The organism is Wolbachia endosymbiont (group B) of Rhopobota naevana, assembly GCF_947250615.1.
GTDB lineage: Bacteria > Pseudomonadota > Alphaproteobacteria > Rickettsiales > Anaplasmataceae > Wolbachia.
Genome location: NZ_OX366333.1, coordinates 980,311 through 1,003,048, shown reverse-complemented (window position 1 = coordinate 1,003,048; position 22,738 = coordinate 980,311). Strand labels below are relative to the sequence as shown.

General features: G+C 33.5%; 21 protein-coding genes, 1 tRNA gene and 1 pseudogene. 14 read left to right on the top strand and 9 right to left on the bottom strand.

Going from position 1 to position 22,738, the window contains the following annotated elements; translation table 11 throughout:
* Positions 1 to 18: 18 nt before the first annotated feature.
* Both OOL01_RS04825 and holA read left to right on the top strand, forming a co-directional pair.
* Positions 19 to 201, top strand: coding sequence for a hypothetical protein (locus OOL01_RS04825; protein WP_015588477.1), 183 nt, complete (start codon positions 19 to 21; stop codon positions 199 to 201).
* Between the two features lie 5 nt (positions 202 to 206).
* Positions 207 to 1,226 (top strand): DNA polymerase III subunit delta, encoded by a 1,020-nt coding sequence (gene holA, locus OOL01_RS04820; RefSeq protein ID WP_007302689.1) that lies wholly within the window; start codon positions 207 to 209, stop codon positions 1,224 to 1,226.
* A 207-nt stretch (positions 1,227 to 1,433) separates the two neighbouring features.
* Here holA and gltX read toward each other — a convergent pair whose 3' ends face one another.
* A complete protein-coding gene (gene gltX / locus OOL01_RS04815) occupies positions 1,434 to 2,783 on the bottom strand; it encodes a glutamate--tRNA ligase (protein ID WP_064085301.1) in 1,350 nt (449 codons plus the stop codon).
* A gap of 222 nt (positions 2,784 to 3,005) precedes the next feature.
* Between gltX and typA the strand changes: the two genes are divergently transcribed.
* Entirely contained in the window at positions 3,006 to 4,835 is a 1,830-nt protein-coding gene (typA, locus tag OOL01_RS04810; protein ID WP_007302691.1) for a translational GTPase TypA, read from the top strand.
* A gap of 136 nt (positions 4,836 to 4,971) precedes the next feature.
* Here typA and OOL01_RS04805 read toward each other — a convergent pair whose 3' ends face one another.
* Together OOL01_RS04805 and odhB are read right to left on the bottom strand one after the other, a co-directional pair.
* Positions 4,972 to 6,210 (bottom strand): IS256 family transposase, encoded by a 1,239-nt coding sequence (locus tag OOL01_RS04805; protein WP_264686429.1) that lies wholly within the window; start codon positions 6,208 to 6,210, stop codon positions 4,972 to 4,974.
* Between the two features lie 223 nt (positions 6,211 to 6,433).
* Positions 6,434 to 7,606, bottom strand: coding sequence for a 2-oxoglutarate dehydrogenase complex dihydrolipoyllysine-residue succinyltransferase (gene odhB / locus OOL01_RS04800; protein WP_264686445.1), 1,173 nt, complete (start codon positions 7,604 to 7,606; stop codon positions 6,434 to 6,436).
* 151 nt (positions 7,607 to 7,757) lie between these two features.
* Between odhB and OOL01_RS04795 the strand changes: the two genes are divergently transcribed.
* From OOL01_RS04795 to OOL01_RS04785, 3 genes are all read left to right on the top strand, one after another.
* Positions 7,758 to 9,395, top strand: coding sequence for a hypothetical protein (locus OOL01_RS04795; RefSeq protein ID WP_264686444.1), 1,638 nt, complete (start codon positions 7,758 to 7,760; stop codon positions 9,393 to 9,395).
* Between the two features lie 235 nt (positions 9,396 to 9,630).
* Positions 9,631 to 10,326 carry a polyprenyl diphosphate synthase gene (gene uppS / locus OOL01_RS04790; RefSeq protein ID WP_063630495.1) on the top strand — a complete coding sequence of 232 codons (696 nt, stop codon included), beginning with the start codon at positions 9,631 to 9,633 and terminating at the stop codon, positions 10,324 to 10,326.
* Positions 10,316 to 10,942, top strand: a complete 627-nt coding sequence (locus tag OOL01_RS04785) for a phosphatidate cytidylyltransferase (protein ID WP_063630497.1) — start codon at positions 10,316 to 10,318, stop codon at positions 10,940 to 10,942. Before uppS ends, OOL01_RS04785 begins: the two co-directional genes overlap by 11 nt.
* 14 nt (positions 10,943 to 10,956) lie before the next feature.
* Here the strand turns inward: OOL01_RS04785 and OOL01_RS04780 are convergent, their stop codons facing one another.
* Both OOL01_RS04780 and coaD read right to left on the bottom strand, forming a co-directional pair.
* Positions 10,957 to 11,166, bottom strand: a complete 210-nt coding sequence (locus OOL01_RS04780; RefSeq protein ID WP_006013766.1) for a zinc-finger domain-containing protein — start codon at positions 11,164 to 11,166, stop codon at positions 10,957 to 10,959.
* Positions 11,167 to 11,237: 71 nt separating this feature from the next.
* A complete protein-coding gene (gene coaD / locus OOL01_RS04775) occupies positions 11,238 to 11,744 on the bottom strand; it encodes a pantetheine-phosphate adenylyltransferase (RefSeq protein ID WP_063630499.1) in 507 nt (168 codons plus the stop codon).
* Between the two features lie 74 nt (positions 11,745 to 11,818).
* Between coaD and OOL01_RS04770 the strand changes: the two genes are divergently transcribed.
* Positions 11,819 to 11,891 (top strand) — tRNA-Phe (locus tag OOL01_RS04770).
* Positions 11,892 to 11,951: 60 nt separating this feature from the next.
* Entirely contained in the window at positions 11,952 to 12,881 is a 930-nt protein-coding gene (locus tag OOL01_RS04765; protein ID WP_264686443.1) for a gamma-glutamyl-gamma-aminobutyrate hydrolase family protein, read from the top strand.
* Between the two features lie 231 nt (positions 12,882 to 13,112).
* On the opposite strand, the gene ubiH is transcribed toward OOL01_RS04765, so the two are convergent.
* Complete coding sequence (ubiH, locus tag OOL01_RS04760) at positions 13,113 to 14,270, bottom strand: 2-octaprenyl-6-methoxyphenyl hydroxylase (protein WP_264686442.1); 1,158 nt, start codon at positions 14,268 to 14,270, stop codon at positions 13,113 to 13,115.
* Between the two features lie 161 nt (positions 14,271 to 14,431).
* Here ubiH and OOL01_RS04755 point away from each other — a divergent pair, with 161 nt between their 5' ends.
* The 5 genes and pseudogenes from OOL01_RS04755 to OOL01_RS04735 all read left to right on the top strand — a co-directional run bounded on the left by OOL01_RS04755 (position 14,432) and on the right by OOL01_RS04735 (position 18,739).
* Positions 14,432 to 14,821: a hypothetical protein gene (locus tag OOL01_RS04755; protein WP_264686441.1), complete on the top strand. Its 390-nt coding sequence runs from the start codon at positions 14,432 to 14,434 to the stop codon at positions 14,819 to 14,821.
* A gap of 46 nt (positions 14,822 to 14,867) precedes the next feature.
* Positions 14,868 to 15,495 (top strand): annotated as a pseudogene (locus OOL01_RS04750) (IS6 family transposase).
* A 146-nt stretch (positions 15,496 to 15,641) separates the two neighbouring features.
* A complete protein-coding gene (locus tag OOL01_RS04745) occupies positions 15,642 to 16,241 on the top strand; it encodes a peroxiredoxin (protein WP_264686440.1) in 600 nt (199 codons plus the stop codon).
* Positions 16,228 to 17,175 (top strand): thioredoxin-disulfide reductase, encoded by a 948-nt coding sequence (gene trxB, locus OOL01_RS04740; protein WP_264686439.1) that lies wholly within the window; start codon positions 16,228 to 16,230, stop codon positions 17,173 to 17,175. The genes OOL01_RS04745 and trxB overlap by 14 nt, the downstream gene beginning before the upstream one ends.
* Before the next feature lie 91 nt (positions 17,176 to 17,266).
* Positions 17,267 to 18,739, top strand: a complete 1,473-nt coding sequence (locus OOL01_RS04735; RefSeq protein ID WP_264686438.1) for a TomO hydrophobic C-terminal domain-containing protein — start codon at positions 17,267 to 17,269, stop codon at positions 18,737 to 18,739.
* Between the two features lie 142 nt (positions 18,740 to 18,881).
* Here OOL01_RS04735 and ubiB read toward each other — a convergent pair whose 3' ends face one another.
* Complete coding sequence (ubiB, locus tag OOL01_RS04730) at positions 18,882 to 20,303, bottom strand: 2-polyprenylphenol 6-hydroxylase (RefSeq protein ID WP_264686437.1); 1,422 nt, start codon at positions 20,301 to 20,303, stop codon at positions 18,882 to 18,884.
* Positions 20,300 to 21,031 carry a metal ABC transporter ATP-binding protein gene (locus OOL01_RS04725; protein ID WP_264686436.1) on the bottom strand — a complete coding sequence of 244 codons (732 nt, stop codon included), beginning with the start codon at positions 21,029 to 21,031 and terminating at the stop codon, positions 20,300 to 20,302. Before OOL01_RS04725 ends, ubiB begins: the two co-directional genes overlap by 4 nt.
* Here OOL01_RS04725 and OOL01_RS04720 point away from each other — a divergent pair.
* Complete coding sequence (locus OOL01_RS04720) at positions 21,023 to 21,898, top strand: zinc ABC transporter substrate-binding protein (protein ID WP_264686435.1); 876 nt, start codon at positions 21,023 to 21,025, stop codon at positions 21,896 to 21,898. The two genes, OOL01_RS04725 and OOL01_RS04720, sit on opposite strands and share 9 nt — an antisense overlap.
* Positions 21,899 to 22,447: 549 nt before the next feature.
* On the opposite strand, the gene rpmG is transcribed toward OOL01_RS04720, so the two are convergent.
* Positions 22,448 to 22,648, bottom strand: coding sequence for a 50S ribosomal protein L33 (gene rpmG, locus OOL01_RS04715; RefSeq protein ID WP_264686434.1), 201 nt, complete (start codon positions 22,646 to 22,648; stop codon positions 22,448 to 22,450).
* Positions 22,649 to 22,738 lie beyond the last annotated feature (90 nt).

Below are 22,738 nucleotides of genomic sequence, written 5' to 3'. Positions count from 1 at the left end.
ATTTGTGGAGTGAAAGATATGGCCGAAGGATTTTTTTCTAGATATATAGGACAGCCTATAAAAAATTTTTATAATTATGTTACGGGGAAGAAAGAAGTGTCTGATGATATGCAGAATACAGCAAATCAAGAAAGCTCAGAATTGTTGGAAACTGATGTGCAATCAAATGATGTACCACCAAGTAGTGATAATATAATATAGATGGCATGAGAATCACGCCATCTAAAGTTAAAAAATTCCTTGAGAAACCCGATACTTTAAGTGGTGTATTAATTCATGGGAGTGACAATAGTAAGGTCGATATTTTTGTACAGGAAATAATTGCCAACTTGAATGAGTATTCAGTTCAGGTGATGGATTTTGCAGTAGTGAATAAGTCGCCTGGCTTGTTATTTTCCGAGTTGGCAAACATTTCGATGTTTACTAAAAAAAGGTTAGTTAAGCTGATAAATGTCAGTGGAAGTATATCTAAAGAGTTAAGAAACATATTGGATCATAATATAGGCGATCATTATATAGTAATGATAGCAAATGATCTTCCATATAGTTCTACAACTAAAAGTTATATGGAAAGCTCAAAAATTTTCGGTGTCATTACCTGCTATAAGGACAGCGGTAGTAATCTTTGTGATATTATATCAAGTTACTTGAAACAAAATGATATAGAGTGCACAAGTGAGATAATCTACCACTTGCAGTCTTATTTTAATCATAGCAAACTGCCTATATATTCAGAGCTTGAAAAATTAGTTTTATATCTAGGAAAAAGAAAAGATCTTAAACTTGCTGATATAGATCTATGCTTTTCAACCTCCGGCAATGATTATGTTACACTTGATAATCTGTGCTCTGCAATAGTGAGTAAAGACATGGGACAATTCATCAAAATTTCCGATGTATTGATATTACAAGAGAATTTTTCACCGATAGCATTAATCCGTATTATATCAAATTATTTTCTACGGCTAGAAAGCGTTTTGCTGTTAATACAAAATGGAATGAATGAACAAGCTGCAATTGACCAGCTGAGTCCTCCATTGTTCTTCAAACAATTGCAGAGTTTTAAATCTCATTTGAAAAGTTTGCAACTTTCAGAACTTAAGAAGATCTTAGAAAATTTGATGAGCTTGGAAGTGACTTGTAAAAGAACTGACTTGGACCATAAAATGATCTTTCAGCATGAGATTAACTATTGGTGTTATTCGTTCAGCAGAGTAGTAAAATAAGGTAGACGAGAAAAAACAACTAAATGTTGTCATGAAAGTAGCTGACACTGGGATCCAGAAATATGGGATATGTGTAGAAGTTATTTTAAAATACAACGTTTTGGCAAGATTATGGATTCCAGTGTCAAGCACTGGAATGACAGGAGCAGAAACTGGAATGACAAGAAATCTAATATTTTCACATTTCCTGAACAATGCTTATTGGTGTCATTCAAATACATTCGGTGCATTTAAACCTTTTGTATGATTTTCTTCTAACCTTGCAACAATGCTCTCTCTACCGATAAAAATTAATAATTTAGCGAGTTCTGGACCTGTTTCTGTTCCTGTTAAAGCGAGGCGCAACTGCATAAATAGATCTTTTGCCTTTATATCAACTGTCTGTCGAATATTTTTAACCCACTCTGATAATGTGTTTTCATTACAATCACCTTTAGGCAATGAACTTAGCGCTATTTTTATAAACTCTTTATTAAGAACCACAGGCTCTATACCAAATTTGCATGTTTTCCACCATTTGGCCACCTCAGAAAACTTTTCTATATTACTCCTTATAAAATACCAAAACTCTGAGCCAATTTGACTTAAACGATCTTGCACCATTTCAAATGGCATTTGTTGCAGCACTTTGCTATTTAGCTTATACATTTCACTCAAGCTGAATTGTGCAGATGCTGAGCTAAATTTTTTAATATCAAATGAGTTAATTAAAGACTGCATATCAACATGAGCTTCTATCGGATCAGATGTGCCAAGTTTTGCTAAATAGCTAGTTAGCGCCATTGGCTCAATCTCATCTTCTCTTATGGACTTAATATCCAACCCACCTTTCCGTTTCGATATCTTGCTATCATCAAAATGTAGTAGGGGAAGGTGAGCAAATATAGGAATTTTCGCTTTTAATGCTTTAATAATTTGGATCTGAACTGCGGTATTAGTTACATGATCTTCCCCGCGTACAACATGGGTTACATTAAAGTCAACATCATCAACAACAGAAGGTAACATGTATGTATAAATTCCATCTTCTCTTTTTACCACAGGATCGCTAATGTGAATTGTTGCAATATTTATTTCACCTTTAACTTCATCATTCCATTTTACAATTTCGTTTCTATTCAATTTAAATCTGAAATGTGGTTTTCGTCCTTCTTGCTCATAACGAATTTTCTCTTGCTCAGTTAGAAGCAACGCACCTCTATCGTAAACAGGGGGAAGACCTTGTTTTAATTGCAATTTTCGTTTAGTGTCTAATTCTTCTCTTGTTTCATAACATGCATAAATATGACCTTCTTTCATTAACTGTAAGAACACCTCGTTATAGCTCTCAAAACGCTCTGATTGCTTAAAACTTGAATTCCAATTTATGCCAATCCATTTTAGGTCTTCTATGATATTATCTACATATTTGATATCTGAACGCTCAAGATCAGTATCATCAAAACGTAGTAAAAATTTTCCATTTTGATTACGTGTGTACATCCAACAAATGAGTGCAGTGCGTATGTTTCCTACATGTAGGTAGCCAGTTGGGCTTGGAGCGAATCTTGTTAGCATTTAAATGATTACTTTAGTTTATTTTAATTTTATATAAATGTACTGCTAAAGCAAGATTCTTCTTTGTCTTGGTGTTAGTTGCTACAAAGTACAGCGAACATGAAACCTTTTTGTTAGAGTTCCATGATCTGCCTAAAATACTCTGAAAGCACGGCTTTAGTTATTTACTCTAAATATATTATACGTATACTTGTTATTAAATTAAATTTGAAATGATAAGAAATGAGTGAATTTAAATCAATCCGCAATATTGCAATAATTGCACACGTTGACCACGGAAAAACTACTTTACTTGATAACATGTTAAAACAAAGTGGCACGTTTCGTGAGAATCAAGAAGTTCAAGAACGAGTGATGGATAGTGGTGATCAAGAACGTGAACGTGGGATTACAATACTTGCAAAATGTACGTCAATAATGTGGGGTGATGAGAAAATCAATATCATTGATACACCAGGACATGCGGATTTTGGTGGAGAAGTGGAAAGGGTGCTCTGCATGGCAGATGGTGTATTACTACTGGTTGATGCTGCAGAAGGTCCAATGCCACAGACTAAGTTTGTGTTGTCAAAAGCACTAAAGGCAAATTTAAAACCGATTGTGATAATCAATAAGGTTGATCGACCAGACAGCAGAATTGATGAAGTACTAAATGAAATATATGAGTTATTTTTTAACCTTGATGCAACCAACGAGCAACTAGATTTTCCAGTACTCTATGCTTCAGGTAGAAATGGTTGGTGTGCTAAGGAGCTATCTGATGAGAGAAAAGATTTAAGCCCATTATTTTCAACGGTGATAGATTACATAAAACCTTCCGTTTATGATCAAAATGCACCTTTTGCTATGCTAGTTACTTTACTTGAATCTGATAAATTTCTTGGCAGAATATTGACAGGAAAGATTTACCAAGGAATCGCGCAAGTTAACTCAGATCTTAAGGTAATTGATCTTGATGGTCAAGTGGTTGAGCGAGGGAGATTAACTAAGTTACTCTCATTTTCTGGCTTAAAACGCGTTCCAGTAGAGCAAGCTGTAGCTGGTGATATCATTGCCATTGCAGGACTTGAGAAAGCTTCAGTTTCAGACACTATAGCAGCACCAGAAGTTACAACTGCGATCAGCTCAACTCCAGTTGACCCGCCAACAATGGCGATTACTATAAGCGTTAATGACTCACCTTTTGCTGGGCAAGAGGGAACAAAACTTACCTCAACTGTTATAAAAGATCGTTTATATGCAGAAGCAGAAACAAACGTTGCAATTACTGTAACTTTGGCTCCAAGTGGTGAAGCATTTGAAGTAGGTGGACGTGGTGAGTTGCAGCTTGGGGTACTGATTGAAAATATGAGAAGGGAAGGTTTTGAACTTTCAGTTTCACGGCCTCGAGTACTGTTTAAAGAAGAAGATGGCAAAAAACTTGAACCTATAGAGGAAGTAGTAATTGATGTAGATGATGAGTATAGTGGAATCATCATGGAAAAACTTAGCTTTCGAAAAGGTGAAGTAACTGATATGAGACCTTCTGGTAGTGGCAGAACTAGGTTGACATTTTTAGTGCCATCAAGGGGATTAATTGGCTATCAAGGAGAATTTTTAACTGATTCTCGCGGCACTGGTATAATCAACCGTTTATTTCACAGTTATGCTCCACATAAAGGTTCAATTTCCGGAAGGCGTAATGGGGTTTTAATTTCAACAGACAAAGGCGAAGCAGTAGCGTATGCAATTTTCAATCTGCAAGATAGGGGAATTATGTTTGTTAAGCCACAAGATAAGGTATATTGTGGTATGATTGTCGGTCAGCATAGTCGTGACAATGATTTAGAAATAAATGTACTTAAAGGTAAGCAATTAACAAACGTAAGAGCTTCAGGTAGCGATGAAGCTATAAAGCTTACTCCACCAAAAATAATGACACTGGAGGATATGATAGCATATATAGACGATGATGAATTGGTAGAAGTAACTCCAAAATCTATACGTTTGCGTAAGAAGTTCCTCGATCCAAATGAACGTAAACGTGCAGGAAGGGCGAAGAATAAAGAGTAATCAACGTTCCTGATAAAAAGCTGGATGAGCTACTCGGATAACACCATCATAAAGGGAACCAGTGTCAGTTACTTGAGCAGGTACTGGGATGACAAGAGAAGGGGGAATGTTCAAAAAAGTGTGTCAAAGCGAATTTTTAGTTCAACTCAATTTTTAACCTATCAGGAAAAAAGATATCAAGTTGAGATATAGTTAGAGCCCAATTAGGCAAAGCCATAGCCCATTTTTGCTCTATCTTTTTTATAGCACAATATACCAATTTGTACAAGGCATTTGTACTGGTAAATGAACCTTTGGTTTTAGTAAATTTTCTGATTTGTCTGTGCAACCCCTCAATTGGATTGGTGGTATAAATTAGCCTTCTAACAGGGCCAGAATACTTAAAATAACTAGACAAATTTTCCCAATTGTTTTGCCACGATTTTATGACTAAAGGATATTTTTCACCCCATTTTTCCTCCAGTTCAAGTAAATAATTTTCGGCGATTTCTCTACTTGTAGCACGGTATATTTTTTTCAAATCATTCATAAAAACTTTTATATCTTTGCTGGATACGTATTTTAGTGAATTTCTTATTTGGTGCACAATGCATAACTGTACCTCAGCATTGGGAAATACGCTATTTATATCTGTAGGGAAGCTTTTCAGACCGTCAACACAAGCTATCAAAATGTCTTCTACTCCTCTCTCTTTTAAGTCATTTAATACGCCTAGCCAGAAGTTAGCTCCCTCACTTTCTGCTAAGTAAAAACCCAGTACTTCTTTTCTGCCATTTTGGTCTATTCCTAATATATTGTACATGCATTTACTTATGCAATGTCCATTCTCTTTGACCTTAAAAAACATCCCATCCATAAATACTATCGGGTATACTGATTGTAGGGGACGACTCCTCCATTCATTGATTATAGGCAGTAATTTATCTGTAATTCCAGATATCTCTGCTGCAGATATTTTATGGTCATAGATTTCTTCCACATAGGATGCTATATCCCTGTATCCCACACCGCTTGCAAACATGTTCAAGACCTTTGTTTCAAGTTCTGGATGTAAGCTTGTTTGCCTTTTTTTCACTATCTGTGGTTCGAAACTTCCCTCTCTATCTCTTGGTGTCAATAGTTCAAATGAACCTGCACTCGTCTTCAAAGTTTTGCCATTCTTTCCGTTTCTTCGATTCTTTTCTTCTCTTTCATTGGATAAATGATGCTCTATTTCACCTTCTAGACTTGCTTCCAGCAGCCTTTTTACAAATGGTGTTAATGCTCCATCTCTCCCCATCAATGGTTTACCTTCCCTTATTGATGACAGTATATTTGCTTCCAGCTCTTTGTAATCTACCAGGCCAGTCGTTCCATTTTCTATTTTGTAACTCATATATCAAACCTCTATTTTTTGTTTCTATTTTATTTTTATTTCTCGGTTTGACACACTTTTTTGAACATTCCCCTATTTGATTAATAACTTTACTGATATAGGTATGCCTATTTTCAAATTTGCCTCGTAAATTCCTTTCATTACTCCTCCTCATTCCTTGCCATTCAACAAAGCCACCCATCTTGAAAACTTCAGAAAAACTTACTTGTCGCTTTTAACCTGCTTAAATTTCCAAAACCAATCTATTTGGATCTTCTATGTAATTTTTGATTTTCACAAGGAAAGTAACTGCTCCTTTGCCATCAACTATTCTGTGATCGTAAGAGAGGGCAATGTACATCATAGGTCTGATTTCAATTGAGTTACTCACAGCAACTGGTCTATTTTGTATTGAGTGCATGCCAAGTATTCCAGATTGCGGAGGGTTTATTATCGGAGTAGAAAGAAGTGAACCATACACACCACCGTTTGAGATAGTAAATGTTGCACCTTCCATTTCCGATACTTGCAGCTTACCTTCTCGTGCTTTTTTGCCAAGAGCAACTAAAGTTAGTTCAATTTCAGCAAATGACATTTGATCAGCATCACGAATAACTGGTACAACAAGACCTTTGTAAGTGCTAACAGCAACACCTATGTCATAGTAATTTTTATATACAATTTCATCACCTGAAATCTCAGCGTTAATCTCACGAATTTCTTTTAGTGCTTGCACTGCTGCCTTTATAAAAAACGACATGAAACCCAGTTTTATTCCATATTTCTTTTCAAAAGTTTCTTTATACTTTGCCCTCAGATCCATGACGTTTTTCATGTCAATTTCATTGAACGTGGTCAGTATTGCAGCAGTATTTTGCGATGCTTTCAAACGAGCAGCTATTACTTGCCTTATTTTGCTCATTTTCACTCGCTCTTCTCTTCTCTCTCCACTTACTACACTTTTTGGCGATTCATATTGTTTTACCGGAGGTTGTTCAGCTTTACTCATATGGTCTATCACATCCGCTTTAGTTATTCTGCCTCCCATGCCAGTTCCTTTTACATTTTCTGCACTAATTGCATTTTCTTCCATAATTTTACGAGCTGAAGGGGCATCTTTTTTATCAGCGCTTTCGCCTTTATCTTCTTTTTTCACTTCTTCTTTTACTTCTCCTACAGCAAGTTTTGCCAGTAATTGATCAGGGCTAATTACATCATCTTCTTTCACAAAAAATTCAGTTATTTGTCCTGAAGCTTCTGCAGTTAGTTCTAGCGCCGTTTTATCAGTTTCAATTTCAAAGATCAAGTCATCTACTTTTACTGCTTCGCCGATATTTTTCTTTATTTTTACTATACCTTCCGTAACTGATTCACCACCAAGAGTTTTTGGCGTTCTGATTTCTATAATTTTGCTCATAAAATAACTTCTACATAAAACTTTCTATAAATTTATACATGAAAAGAAACATAAATAAACTAATAAATTCATTAGGCCTTTTATCATAATGCTTGATTATTTCCTCCTAATACATGCAAAATTAAAATACTAAGTAAATTGAAATAAGATTATGGATTTTGATAAGGCAGGCAATGCAGAAGACTTATATAACGAAAAACTTCAACTGATATGTAAGACTTATAACAGAGAATTACTATCAAATCAAAGAGTTGTTGATGGCATCAATTCAATGAATTACAGTAAACTTAAAATCTTATGCAAGTATAATAATAAGTTTAGTTACAAAGGTATTGAAGAATTACTATCAGATGAGAGCATTGTTAATCACATCAACGATTACGATGATGAAATGTTTAGGTCCATGCTAAATGATGCACCTGCGGAGCACAATATTCTAGAAATACTAAAAGGTGGGAAGGTTTGCAATATCAACAATGAATTCGAAAGTAGTGATAGTGAGGAGAATGAAGAAGATTATGGATATTATGATTACGAGGAAGATGAAAAAAATGATCCGAATAGCTTCGCTAAAGAAGCACTAGGAAATAAAGGAATTAATGAAAAACATGTTGATGATGTTCAGTTTTGCAACGATGCAGATGTGGGAATACCACTAGAAAATCAAAATGCTATTAGGAATATCCGTTTTATTCAATGGATGATAGTTGAGAGTGATGGTAAGCTTAGTGAGCAAAATGTTACAGAATTACTAAAAGATTCGAGTTCTATTGATCGAATTAACTCTCTTGATGATAAAAAGCTTCAACTTATACTCAAGAGTGATAAGTTTAGTGGTGAAAATATTATAGAGTTATTAGGAAATCAAAGAGTTGTTGAATACCTCTATTTTATTGATTATGAAAAATTTGAACTCATTCATAATAGTGATAAGTTTAATAGTAGCAAGTATGCTAGTAGCAGTCACAAGGTTATAAGGTTGCTAGAAAATCAAGAGCTTGTTAAGCACATCAATTTTATTGATTATGAAAAACTTCAATTCATACTTTGTAATGATAAGTTTCTTCTTAGCGATATTATAATACTACTAAAAAATCAGGAGGTTGTTGAGAATATCATTTCTTTTAACATTGAAAAATTTCGACTCATATTTTATAGTGATAAGCTTAACTGTGTAGATACAATAGAATTACTAGAAAATCAGAAAATTGTTGATTGCATCGATTCGATTGCTCTTAAGAAATTAGAACTCATATTTAATAATGGGAATTTTAGTTTTGAAAATATTATAAAAACACTAAAAGATCAAAAAATTGTTGATTGCATCAATTCAATTGCTCCTGAGAAATTAGAACTCATATTTAATAAGTTTAGTTCTCAAGATATTATAAAAGTACTAGAAGATCAAGATGTTGTTAAGGGCATCAATTCTGTTACCACTAAAGAGCTAAAAGCAATAACAGATAATGTTACTGGTAAGGTATTTGTCAATATATTTAAAAATTTTAAACCTAGCGTAAAGTCGACTTTGAGGCTTGCTATACTCCTGCGTAAAGCTGGTAAAATTACAGATATTAATATCGATTACTTGAACAACAAGGAACGTATTTACGAAGATATAATTAAATATGTTCCCCAAGAGCTGGACATAAATATAGAGTCACTTATACCACTCCCTACATTTAAAAGATATACTGAATGCGAAGAACCTGTGTCAAAATTATATAATTTATCTTTAGAGCAGGTTATTGAGAATATAAATCCAAATAAAAGAGCCAGGTATTCCTAACACCACTAAATTCATTTGTTTATAATAATTTCACTATATCGTAAAACCATCTATATCAGACTATTTTTACTATATTTTCTTGGTAAAATCACTGGCAGCTGACACCGAGGTTGAGAAAATTTTTGTAATATAGACTATCAATGATTTTTCAGTAATAATATAGTTTTAGGTGGATATAGTGAACGTTTCATACAGAGATATAGACATTAAGCTAATTAGAACAGGTTGAATTCAAATGTTGAATCTAGAATCTCTGCCAAAACATCTAGCAATTATTATGGATGGTAATGGTAGGTGGGCAAACAATCAAGGAAGGGTAAAAATTGATGGCTATAGAAAAGGCAGTGAGGTTGCATTTGATATTGCTAAGCATTGCACAGTCCTGGCCATACCTTACTTAACTTTGTATGCATTTTCCATGGAAAATTGGCTCAGATCTGAAAACGAAACAGACTACCTATTTAATTTATTTTACTCCACTTTAACTAATGAAGATAAAATGAAATTCATTTACAATTGTAACATTAAGTTAAATTTTATTGGCAATTTAAGTCTATTGCCCAGTAAAATATTCGATCAAATCAAAAAAGCAGAAGAAGTGACACATAAGAACGATGGTCTATTACTCACTGTTGCAGTTAGTTATGGAGCAAAGCAGGAAATTATACATGCTATCAACAACGTCATAAAAGGAAATATTGATTGCGTATTGGAAGAGGAATTTGAAAAATTTCTGTATACTAAAGATTTGCCAAAATTGGATTTATTAATTCGCACTGGTGGCGAAAAAAGGTTAAGCAATTTTTTATTATGGCAAGCAGCTTATGCTGAATTGTATTTTTGTGATACTTTGTGGCCCGATTTTTCTTGTCAAGATTTGACCAAAGCACTAGAAGATTATACAAAAAGAGAAAAAAAATATGGTAGATAATAACTTTATGGTTAGAATATTGTCCTCAATAGTAATATTACTCATATTTTCTTTTGCTACATATTTCAGTGATTTATCATTTTATCTACTAATTTTTTCAATTGCAGTTTTATCTTCTTTTGAATGGTATAATCTAACTCAGGGCAATAGAATCTTATACATTTTCGCATTACTATTAATCGCACTACCAAATGCCTCGCTAATATGCCTATATAATCTACCACAGGGAAAATATGCATTAGTATGGCTTATCTTAACTATTTGGAGCATCGATATTGCTGCCTATTTTTTCGGCAAAAATTTTGGTAAAACTAGAATTTGTCCAATCATTAGCCCTGGGAAAACTTGGTTAGGACTTTTTGGTGCAGTCTTAGCTGGAATAGTGTGTGCAATTTTTGGCTCAATATTTTTGAGTTTATTTCCAATTTTTTATTCTCCAATAATTGGTTTGATAGTTGCTATTCTAGCCCAACTTGGAGATTTCACTGAGTCACTCATCAAAAGAGTTTACAATGTTAAAGATAGTGGAGGTATTATACCAGGCCATGGAGGAGTACTTGACCGTATGGACAGTTTCATCTTTACTGCCCCCTTTATTGCTATTTACATAAGCTAAAGAATGAAGTGCTATTAACCTTTGGTCCTTTCCTTTTTATTCACTGCTTTCACCTCAACAAATTGAAATTCTTCGGAGTTTACTATTTCACTCATGGGCTTACTGCAATAAGGACAATACATTTCTCCTTCTTTATGTAAATATACTACTGGATGACCAGAACCATCATCATTCTCATCACCACGGCAGCAAACTATTAGATTATTATCCCTCACTTCTGACATACTGCTCCTTTATTTTATAGTATTTTGTACATCGAGCATAACCGCTTTGAAGTGGAGAAAACAACAAATATTTATTCTCCATTTTTTACCCTATTTAGATTAATCAATTCGCTTTGGACACTTTTTGATACAAAATTGCTAACATCTCCTCCTAATCTCGCTATTTCTTTCACAAAAACTGATGAGATAAATTGAGTATCTTCAGATGCAGGAAGAAATATAGTTTCGATTTCAGGAAGGAGTTTATAGTTTACCCAGCTCATTTGAAATTCATAATCAAAATCTGATACTGCTCTGAGCCCCCTGATAATAACAGAAGCATTTTGCTCTTTGGCAAAATTCATTAATAATCCATTGAAAGATATGACATCTGCGTCAATTCCTAGTCCTTTCACTTCATTTTCAGCCATGCTTGTGCGTAGATTTATGTTGAAACTAGTATGTTTGTTAACATTTTCTGCAACACCAATTACTAACTTATCGACTAGCTTACATGCTCTTTTTATTATGTCAAGGTGCCCCAAAGTTATAGGATCAAATGTACCAGGATAAATTCCTATTTTGTTATTAATGTTCATTCTTTGTTTCTATACTTCAAAAACTTTTGATGGACATGATAACGTTTTTTGTCTAAAAATGAAAGTACGTAGTTGGCCTGATAGCTCAGTTGGTAGAGCAAAGGACTGAAAATCCTTGTGTCGCTGGTTCGATTCCTGCTCAGGCCACATTCTTTTTCTTAATGTTCTATAGTATATTATAGTATTAATATAATTATTTAGGAAATAATGTATAAATGTTACAATAGAATATTTAATATACTATTAATTACATTTCTACTATTAAGTAATATCGCTTATAGTGAAAAAGCAAACAAAGAACCATCTGCTTTGACAGCAGAGAATGCAGTAAATTATAATATAATTGTTGGTTTATTGAAAACAGATGAATCTCAAAATATCTATGAGATATTCAATAATTTTGGGGTTAAAACTATATTCATTGACTACGACAAAATAATTAATCTAAAAGAAATCCAAGAAGAGTTTGCAAAACAAGATGAAATATTGGCAAAAAAGCTGATACTAGATCGAATAAAAGTTGAAGTTGCAAAATTTATCAAAAAGCAAAAGATAAACAGAATATTTATTTCAGATAACTTTCATTCAGCTCTTAACCCTTACCGCCAGCTTGTGAATGAAGCAATTGTAAAAATAGTAGATGACAATCCTACAATTCATTTGCTTGCCATATGCGGTGGTTTACAAGACATTATGTATGCAAAAGAAATTGAAGTAACAAATGTTGTTAATGATGAGAAGAATCATTTAAAATCAGCACAAAAAGAGAATATACCTCTTCAGCAGATAAAAATTGTTCCAGGTAGTCGTTTGGAAAAAGTGGTAGCTAGATTTTTACTACCTAATCAAAATGGCTGGTTTTCAACTTATTTTCCGAATGCTCATTCAGGTACAGTAAGTAATACTACAGAGAATAGAAGAAGGCTAGAGCTACTTGGATATAAAATTGCAGCATTTGCAAATGACGGGGTAATAGAAGCTATCGAAGATAAGCATGGTAATATTTACTTTCAAAGTCATCTAGAAGCCCTTGTTGTCAAATCAGATAAAAACTCTCGTTTGTCAAGCCAAAAGGTACGTCAGGTTTCAACACTAGTTGCTATAGCGATTATAAATGATTTTCTTCACCGCGTTTAATGCTAAAATAAGGAAAATCATTTAATGTCATGCCAGTACCCTTTTTCTTGTCATTCCAGTGCGTGACGCTGGAATTCAGTTTTTCATTTCATCAAATTTAGCATAAGCTCAAGTTTGCTTATAAATTTTTCTGGATGCCAGTGTCTGGGCACTGGCATGACATTATGGAATTTGGGCTCCAGTGTCAACTACTCTAATGACACCTGATTATGATGAAAGAAATCTAATGATTTATATAAACCCCATAGCGTGACGAATGAAGCGTTTTTTAAGAAAATCTGAATTTTCAACTACCATTAAACCAAGATTGCTCAGAACTTTAACGCAAAGTATTCTGTTGGAAAATATTCTATTTAGTCCATCAGTTGCAAGTGCCATAGTAAAATTATCAAAGTATCTATCACGTGAAATTTTCTTCAATAGATAATTACTGCCAACATCAATGCCAGAGGATTTTGCAGCAGTTATTTGTCTAATAACACTCTCTACATCTCTCATTCCAAGGTTAAGTCCTTGACCTGCAACTGGATGGATTGAATGTGCTGCATCGCCAATAAGCAAAATTCTGCTTTTATGAAGCTTTCTCGCAAAAGTAAAACTCAAAGGGTAAGATTTTCTTTCACCCTCTAATTCAATTTCTCCCAAATAAGAACCAAATCTTTTTTTGAGTTCTATGATAAACTCCTCTTCAGATAAGCTCATCAGCATTTTTGAAATTTCGCATTTTTCTGTCCAAACTATTGAAGAAGTATAGCCACCTTTCATTGGCAAAATTGCAAATGGACCACCAGGAAAAAACCTCTCTACAGCTAAGTTTTGGTGATGTAGTTCATGTTTTACATTAAATACCATGCTATTTTGTTTATAATCAAATTTTATTATTGTTATAGAAAACAACTCTGGCAGCTTAGAGTTTTTACCTTCAGCGCAGATAAATAGCGATGATATCAATTTTTGATCATTATCAAGAGTAACTTCCACGTATCCTTCGTCACAAGCGATTGTTTTATAGAAACGTGGAGAATATATATTGAGTTTATGCAAAAAATTATTATTAATTGCATTCCATATAATAGCGCTCTTGATTACATAACCCATTGGCTCTTCACCAACCATTTTATGGTCATAATGAACAGTAAATGGGCTATCTCCATCTAATATGCATATATCAAGTATTGGTTCAGCTTCATCTTCTAAGAACTGCCAAATTCCTAATTTTTCTAGTATTTTTTTTGACCCTTGAGAAATAGCAAATGCTCGATTATCATCAACTGCACGTGGTAAACTATTTTTCTCAATTACGGCTACAGATACAGAGTCATTACTCAGGCCAATAGCAGTAATAAGACCAATTAGCCCACCACCTGAAATGATTACATCGTAATTCATTTTATTTACCTAAAATTACATTTTATTCGTTTTGAAAATAGTTTAAACAAACTTTGTAGATGCTGGACTTCTTATCACTACCTTAGTATACCTCAGATTAGTAATAAAGTATTAATTATTTCATGCTAAAATAGGTTTTATTTTATTAAAGGAAACAGCTTATGACTACAGATTGCAAAAAAGAATTACTAAATTGCATTAGCAAGTACAGAGAAGAACTTGCAGAAAATAAAGCAGCAATTAGACAAACTTTAACTAGCGATAAAATTAATATAAGCGATTACTTTTATCAGGGTGATAAAATCTGTAACAAAGAGTTGTTTAACATAGGAAGTGAGTGTCAAGATACAAAATATGGTAGTCGACAAGAATATACGTATGATGAATGGAAGCAAAAAATTGAAAAATCTAAAGCTAACGAGTTGTTAAAAGACAAAAATTTGCAAGAAACGTTAAAAAGCAAAGATTCGCAAGAAGAGTTAAAAGGCAAAATATCAAAGAGTCTTGAGGATTATAAACAGTATCATGAAAAGGTTCTGTCGCATTTGTAGGGAAGTAGAAAGAAGAATGATATAATTGTCTAAAAAAAAAGCAAAGATGTTTCGTATCAATCAAAAATTGTTGCCATATTTCAAAGGATTTAGCTTTTCAGCGGATGTTATCTGTATACATGAAATGTCGATTCTCTTTGAGCTATTGAGATTTGGAAGAAATGATGAGTATAAGGGGAGCAAAATGCTACGTTACAAAGGTGGGTTATCACCACTGATAGATGAGGCAGTAAGGAAAAGAAAGAAGCAGGTTGGTAGTAGTTGGAGAGACTTACATTAAATTAAACGGTAAATGGGTTTATTTATATACTGTAGACTTCCTCTTGTGTGTTAGTAGAGACAAGTCTGCAGCACTTGCATTCTTTCGTAAAGCCTTCAGGAGTAACTATCTTCCTGAGAAAATTGTAATTGATAAAAGCGGCAGTAATACTGCTGCTCTTGATGATTTGAATGCAGAAATTTCTGAAGATTACAGTTCTTCAAATAAAATATCTAAATAATATTGTTGATAGATTTATCAAAAAACTAATAAAGCCAATGCTTGGGTTTAAAAGCTTCCATTCCGCCAAGATTACCATCACAGGCATAGAAAATATTCGTATGATTCAAAAAAGACAAATTATTAAAATAATGTTTCTACTTTTGAGAATTTTGCTATGTTAATGGCTTCATAACTCCTATAATCCCACCTTTAATGATCTTCTTTCCTATGGTTTATAGATTCGACAGAACCGTTTTTATAGGATTGGGGCTAAAGAAAACTTGCATGTAAATGTATCAAGGTATAAAATTATAAATATTAAGAATGAATAGGTTAGTTATGAATCTTGTAACAAAATCCGCTATCGATTTTACTGCTTCGGCTGTTCTTGCTAGTGGAAAAATAGTTGATGATTTTTGTTTAAGTAAACATATAAAGGATAAGTATGCTGTCCTTTTTTTCTATCCACTTGATTTTACTTTTGTCTGTCCAACTGAGTTGATATCATTTAGCAGCAAAATAGAAGATTTTTCAAAACGTAATGTTGAAGTGATAGGAATAAGTATAGATTCAAAATTTTCACACTATAAATGGCGAAACACTCCAGTTAATGATGGTGGTATTGGAGAGGTTAGCTACAATTTAGTGTCTGATATCAAAAAGTCTATATCAAGAGACTATGGGGTCTTATATGATGACTCAATTGCACTAAGAGCAACTTTTGTTATTGATGATAAGTTTGTTGTACGTCATCAATCGATAAATGATTTTCCTTTAGGGCGTAATATCGATGAGTTTATTAGAATTATTGATGCAATAAAACATAATGAAGAGCATGGTGAAGTATGTCCAGCAGGGTGGAAAAAAGGTAAGCCAGCAATGCAGGCAAGCGATGAAGGAGTGGCTGATTATCTAAACTCACACAGTGCAGAATTATAAATTGAGTACAAAAGTTCTTATTATTGGATCTGGAGCAGCGGGTTATGCTGCTGCTATATATGCAGCACGTGCAAATTTAGAGCCAATTGTAGTAACAGGAATGCAACCTGGTGGTCAGCTTACAATTACTACGGATGTTGAAAACTATCCAGGTTTTATTTCTATACAAGGTCCAGAACTCATGGAACAAAAGAGGTTGCATGCAGAGAAGGCGGGAGCAAGAATAATAGACGATGAGATAAAAAGTGTAGAACAACTTGAAGGTTCTGGTGAATATGGATTTAGATCTTGTGGTAATGCTAGTGACTACTATTCGAATGCAATTATAATCGCAGCTGGTGCGCAAGCGAAGTGGCTTGGCCTGGAGAGTGAAAAGAAATTTCAAGGTTACGGAGTTTCGGCATGCGCAACTTGTGATGGTGCATTTTTTAGAAATAAAGTTGTAGCTGTGGTTGGTGGTGGAAATACTGCTGTTGAAGAAGCAATATTTTTAACTCGATTTGCTAAGGAAGTTATACTGATACACAGGCGTGATAAGTTAAGAGCAGAGAAAGTAATGCAAGACAGGCTCTTTAAAAATGATAAGATAAAGGTAATATGGAATCATACCGTAGAGCAGATTCTTGGAGAAGAAAATCCTAAAAAAGTTACTGGCATTACAATTAAATCGACAGACATCAATAAAACCCAGGAATTGAAAGTAGATGGAGTGTTCATTGCAATTGGGCATGCACCAAATACAGGTATTTTTAAGGGCTTTGTTGAAATGGATCAGCAAGGTTATATAATTACGAAACCTGGAACAACTCTAACCAGTAGGGCAGGGGTGTTTGCTGCTGGTGATGTTCAAGATAAGGTATATCGCCAGGCAGTAGTTGCAGCAGGTACAGGGTGCATGGCTGCACTTGATGCAGAAAAATTTTTGGAATCATAATTAGTTCTAAAATTTTTAACTAAATTACTTGCAATTTTCTTTGTTTTTTTTATAATTATGTTAATAAATTATAGATTGAGGAGAATTTAGTATGCTTTCGAGAAGTAATGTAGGTTTTAGAAGAAGTGTTGTTAATGATACAGGATTACGAGCTCAAAATCAAACAACTTCAGGACAATCAACAAAAAAATTATTTAAAGCTATTCAATTTCAAGGCACTGATGATGAAAGAGTAACACCTGAAGAAGCTTTGAATCATTTTCAACAAGCATTGCAAGAAGGTGCGGATGTTAATGCGTTTAATGAAGAAGGCATGACACCTTTGATATCTATAATTTATGATTTATCTGCAGGCTCTGAAACAGAAGAAGAAAAAGAATATCAGAGTATGATTAGGTTACTTCTACTTCACCGAAGCATAGATGTTAATATTCAAAAAAAAGGTGATGGCAATACAGCTTTGCATCTAGCAATGTCCTTTCAACAAAGGAAAGTGTTACAACTCTTACTAAGTCATCCGAGAATAATGATGTATCTACTAAATAAAAGACTTCAAGATCCTGAGGAATGTGCTAAAAAAGATCGTGCTGAGCATTTGATCATAGAAATACAAAAAGCAGAAACAGGAAAACAATTATTGAATGCTCTTTCTAACAGAAATATTGACCGAGCAAAAGAACTATTAAATCAAGAACTCAACCCTAATTGTTGGAAAAGAAATTCAAATGGAGAAATAGAAACACCACTTAGCCTGATTATCAAATCATGTTTACAAGGAATAACAGAAAGTAACGAAGAAGTATTGAGAAAACTTTTAAAACATAAGGAGCTAGATTTTAGTCAAATAAAGCCAATATCAGCTATAGAGCAAAATCTATGGGTGAAGCAAATAATTGAGCAAGTTATGAAAGAGCGATTAACTAATGCTATTAATAGAAAAGATTTGGATGATATAAAAAAATTAGTAGAAGATAATTGCTTTATGAATGATCAAATTGTTATTGAGTTGCTTAAAAGTTTTAATCCTATCAGAGAATATCTAAATGGAAAATTCCCTGCAACTGTGGAACAGTCTTCAGCAAATGTACATAATGTTGCCCCGGAAATAAACGACGATTTGATTGCTCAAGAATTGCAGCAGCTCGAAAACCTTAGAAATGAGCTTGAAAGAACAAAAATTCGACTTACAGAAAAAGAGAAAGAGCTGAATAGGGTTGTAAGTGAAAGAGACACTAACAAAATTTCACAGTTAGAAAGGAATTTTAGGCAAGAGAGATCAGAACTTCAAGCTCAAAATCAAGACTTAAAGAACAAAAACAGAAAACTTTCAGAAGCAAACATTTATAATAGAAGGCAAAGTAACTATGCCTATGCTTCTTTTATGTTATCTGGAGCGTTTGCTGTTGGTGCATGTTTAACAATATCGAATTTAGAAATATGTATTTCACTTGCTGTAGCTGCACTTGTTTTCATTGCAATTGGGTGCTACTGTTCATATAAAGCAAGTACAGTACTGAGTGATGTGACAAGCACTGAGCTTGGTAATGTTATCAGTTTAGGATGAAGTTAAGGTTTTTACTTCTTCTCTAAACTCTACTGAAAGTTTTATACATCCTGAAAATACCTTGATAATTCGAGTGAATGTGAACCTGAGTGGTTTCAAGACTTAAATAGTTGTTGTAAACTTGCTTTTATTATCTTTTAGTTCAAGAAATTAAAAATTTAACGATGAGAATTATAATTACAGACCAAAGTAAAAAGTAGGCTTTTCCATTTGATCTATTTTTCACTTGTAATTTTTTGTCAGCTATTAGGTTTAATTTTTCTATAAGGCTAAATATTCCTTGAATTGTTTTGATGGGATAAGAGCTTTTAATTTTTTCCCTATACCCTATTTTACTTTCATGTTGACTGTTTATCCATGTTTCAACTACTTTCCACATATTGATTTCTGGATAGACTTTCCTACATGTTCCTTCTAATAAAATCATAGTTTTCTGCAGCAATAACAATTGTGTTTGAACTTTCATATCAAAATCACCAGTTATTTTTAGTAGCTGAGTAAGTAATCGAGCAAATGAAATCTTCTGTATAGGCTGTCCAACAATGGGCTCACCTATTGCTCTGCAAGCTGTAACAAAATTTCTATGCTGTGATGGAACATAACCGGCTCTAAAGTGCATTTTTGCAACGTGATCATAATCCCTATTTAAAAAGCCTTTGAGTATCTCTATAACATAATAGCATGTCTCACGATCTATTCTACCCATGATTCCACAATCCAGGGCAATAATATTGTTATTACTATCGATCATTAGATTTCCTGGATGCATATCAGCATGAAAAAAACAATCCCTATACACTTGATTACAAAATGATTCTATAAGATTGATAGCTATTTGCTTGCGGTTATTCAGCTTTTCAACTTCGTATATTGGTATAGCTTCCATCCATTCTAATGTTAAAACCTTTTTTGAAGTTCTACTCCAATCTATTTCAGGTACGTAGAAACCTCTGTCATGTTTAGTATTTTCCTTCAGTTCCGAAGAGTGGGCAGCCTCAAAGCGTAGATCTAACTCTAATCGGCAAATTTCAGCAAAAGTTTTGACTAATTCAACTGGCTTCAGCCTTTTTGATTGTTCACTAAATTTTTCTGCAATTTCTGCAAGCCAAGAAAGCATTTTTATATCCCTTGAGAATGTTTTCTCAATATTTGGCCTCAAAACCTTTACAGCAACTTCCTTACCCTCAATTGTAACTGCTCTATGCACCTGAGAAATTGATGCTGCTGCAATTGGCTTTTCAGAAAAACTTGAAAAAATGTCGCTTAATTTACAATTAAACTCACTTTCTATAGTTTTAACTGCGATTTTATACGAAAATGATGGCAATCTATCACATATCAATAGCAAGTTATTTGTTATGTCCTCATTTAAAATATCAGTGCGTGATGAAATGGATTGCCCAAATTTAATGAACACCGGACCTAATTTTTCAAGAGCACGCTTTAGTTTATGACCTTGTATTTTATTTATTGATTTTTTTGATGGTGGAAGTAAATAAGGTAACACATTGTAGCGTGTTAGCACTGTAGTTATTTGCAGAAGACGTAGAATATTTTGAATCATTTCGCTGCGTAACTGCCAAATATTTCATTTATCTCCATAATTTCATCAGGTTTACCTTGATAATAGATAGTATTATTTATGCAAATTATGTAATCTGAGGATGGTAGAGCAGAGTTAAGGTCATGAGAAGTCATGAGAATCGACACTGATCGTTCTTTTGCGATTTTATTTATAATATCATAAAATTTAGCTCGTGCGTTAATATCCATTGCACTGACTGGTTCATCTAAAATGATCAAATCAGATTCTGAAATTAAACAACGTGCAAGTAGCAGTAGTTGTGTTTGTCCTGCAGAAATTTCTAATACTTGATTCTTTAAAATGTTACCGATGCCAACCAATTCTATCGCTTCTGTAACGATAGATTGATTTTTTTTGAATCTCTTCGAGGAGCTATTGAAAAGGAAAGACTCAACTGTTATTGGCATCAAATTACCAATACTAAAATTTTGTGGCATATAGCTAATTTTTACATTATCGGCAAATAAAATACTGCCAATATAGCCTTTATTTATACCAGCAACTGCTTTCACTAAAGAGGTTTTACCTCCGCCATTTGGACCAAGTATTGTAACTATATCTCCTCTTTCTACTGATATATTGATATTATCAAGAACTTTTTTACTACCATGTGCAAGAGTAAGGTTTTCTATTTTTAGAATGCAGTTATTGACATTACTTAATTTTTTGTCAAAAATTGACTTCTTCTCAATATTTATATGAGACATTTACTGATTTTTTTTCTATTACTTTCACTTACACTATACTACAATAGTGCCTTTTCATCCAATTTAAAAATTGTAGCTACAATCAAACCTATACACTCACTTGTAGCTTCTGTTACAGATGGAATTTCAAAGCCAGAGTTACTAATGTACGAAATAGTGTCTGAACATAACTACATGCTCAGGCCTTCAGATGCAAGTAAATTAGAATCTAGTAATATTATATTTTATATCGATGATTCTTTGGAAACATTTGTTAAAACTTTCGCTAAAGAAAATAAGAAGTTAATACCGCTATCAAGTGCAATCGATCTACTTCCTGCTCGACCACATTCATTTTCTAGTCACATTCAAGATGAAAAAGATTTGCATATTTGGCTGAGTCCTAAAAATGCAAAAAGTATGATACTTTCTATCAGTGCAACATTATCTAATATAGATAAAGAAAATACCTATCGATACAATACTAACGCAGAGGAGGCTATAAGAAAGATAGACCAAGAAGTAGAAAAAATTACGAAAGAATTGGATGAGTTAAAAAATCAAAAATACATAGTTACTCACGATGCTTATCAATATTTCGAAAAATATTTTGATTTAAGTTACCCAAGCGCCATTCTTTCTATAGAAGAGGATTCTTACATAGGTATGAAGAGTTTAATGAAATTAAAAAAGGTAATGAAAGAGGAAAACGTTAAATGTATTGTTTCTCATTCACGAGAGGATAGCATAAAGCCTAATGTCTTTTCTAGTGACGTAAAAATGGTGATTCTTGATCCTATTGGATCAGATGTAGAGCCTGGAAAGGATGCATATCTAGATATAATCAGCAGCATTGCACAAAATTTCAAGTCTTGTTTCACTGAGTAATGAGTTCTTTTATCTATTCAGATAGCATTGCAAACTTAGTGCTTTCTATTCCAATCACAACTATACCGACATTATCTACCAGAAGTATATCATCCCAGTATCAAGTACTGGGATGACACCTTCTACTACGCAAATTACCACAATGTCCGCACGGCTATACACGTGATGCTGGAATTCTTAGCACACCTTTTGATTTATGAAAAATCAGTGTCTGCATTTACTTCTATTTTTTTATCTATTTTATTTTGTCATTTTACTGCTTACTCTGTATTCAAATTACATGAACCTTTTTATATTAGGCAAGCTCAGGTTATTTTTACGTTTATATATTGATCCGATCTAGTCCAATAAACCCTCTAAGGAAAACCCTTAGATTTTTGACCTACTAACGTGTGACACTTTAGGTTTTAGAGCGTTTTCTGTGTTTTATACTTTATGTTTATTAATTGTGTAATGATCAACACTATGAGTTTCACCTTCCCTTCCATTATATCTCTTAGCTCTATTATTAGAGTATAACTTGATTATAAACTATATATAACAATAAACTTACTTTAATTTTTCTTCTTTAAATAATACGTGTCTTCTGACCACTGGGTCATACTTCCTAAACTCGAGCTTTTTGGGAAGGTTCTTAGGATTACGTTTTTTTACACAAAAATAGCCTGTTAGTTTCTCTTCTCCAGTTTTTGTTATTTTAGTTGCAGTGCTAACTAGCTTGACAAGCAAAGAAGCATTTTTTTTCGCCATAATTGTTAGTGATATAATAAACTCTATGCAAGTTTAGAACGCAAAACACTGAAAGTCAACCCAATAATGCAGGTCGCAAAATTCTTGACA

Bases quoted from the DNA above. Each gene is read 5' to 3' on its own strand.
- OOL01_RS04825 (WP_015588477.1), top strand. From the start codon at position 19: ATGGCCGAAGGATTTTTTTCTAGATATATAGGACAGCCTATAAAAAAT.
- OOL01_RS04785 (WP_063630497.1), top strand. From the start codon at position 10,316: ATGGTAGATAATAACTTTATGGTTAGAATATTGTCCTCAATAGTAATA.
- OOL01_RS04805 (WP_264686429.1), bottom strand. From the start codon at position 6,210: ATGAGTTACAAAATAGAAAATGGAACGACTGGCCTGGTAGATTACAAA.
- OOL01_RS04795 (WP_264686444.1), top strand. From the start codon at position 7,758: ATGGATTTTGATAAGGCAGGCAATGCAGAAGACTTATATAACGAAAAA.
- typA (WP_007302691.1), top strand. From the start codon at position 3,006: ATGAGTGAATTTAAATCAATCCGCAATATTGCAATAATTGCACACGTT.
- gltX (WP_064085301.1), bottom strand. From the start codon at position 2,783: ATGCTAACAAGATTCGCTCCAAGCCCAACTGGCTACCTACATGTAGGA.
- OOL01_RS04755 (WP_264686441.1), top strand. From the start codon at position 14,432: ATGACTACAGATTGCAAAAAAGAATTACTAAATTGCATTAGCAAGTAC.
- OOL01_RS04735 (WP_264686438.1), top strand. From the start codon at position 17,267: ATGCTTTCGAGAAGTAATGTAGGTTTTAGAAGAAGTGTTGTTAATGAT.
- OOL01_RS04780 (WP_006013766.1), bottom strand. From the start codon at position 11,166: ATGTCAGAAGTGAGGGATAATAATCTAATAGTTTGCTGCCGTGGTGAT.
- ubiB (WP_264686437.1), bottom strand. From the start codon at position 20,303: ATGATTCAAAATATTCTACGTCTTCTGCAAATAACTACAGTGCTAACA.
- OOL01_RS04720 (WP_264686435.1), top strand. From the start codon at position 21,023: ATGAGACATTTACTGATTTTTTTTCTATTACTTTCACTTACACTATAC.
- coaD (WP_063630499.1), bottom strand. From the start codon at position 11,744: ATGAACATTAATAACAAAATAGGAATTTATCCTGGTACATTTGATCCT.
- holA (WP_007302689.1), top strand. From the start codon at position 207: ATGAGAATCACGCCATCTAAAGTTAAAAAATTCCTTGAGAAACCCGAT.
- OOL01_RS04725 (WP_264686436.1), bottom strand. From the start codon at position 21,031: ATGTCTCATATAAATATTGAGAAGAAGTCAATTTTTGACAAAAAATTA.
- ubiH (WP_264686442.1), bottom strand. From the start codon at position 14,270: ATGAATTACGATGTAATCATTTCAGGTGGTGGGCTAATTGGTCTTATT.
- OOL01_RS04765 (WP_264686443.1), top strand. From the start codon at position 11,952: ATGTATAAATGTTACAATAGAATATTTAATATACTATTAATTACATTT.
- uppS (WP_063630495.1), top strand. From the start codon at position 9,631: ATGTTGAATCTAGAATCTCTGCCAAAACATCTAGCAATTATTATGGAT.
- odhB (WP_264686445.1), bottom strand. From the start codon at position 7,606: ATGAGCAAAATTATAGAAATCAGAACGCCAAAAACTCTTGGTGGTGAA.
- OOL01_RS04745 (WP_264686440.1), top strand. From the start codon at position 15,642: ATGAATCTTGTAACAAAATCCGCTATCGATTTTACTGCTTCGGCTGTT.
- rpmG (WP_264686434.1), bottom strand. From the start codon at position 22,648: ATGGCGAAAAAAAATGCTTCTTTGCTTGTCAAGCTAGTTAGCACTGCA.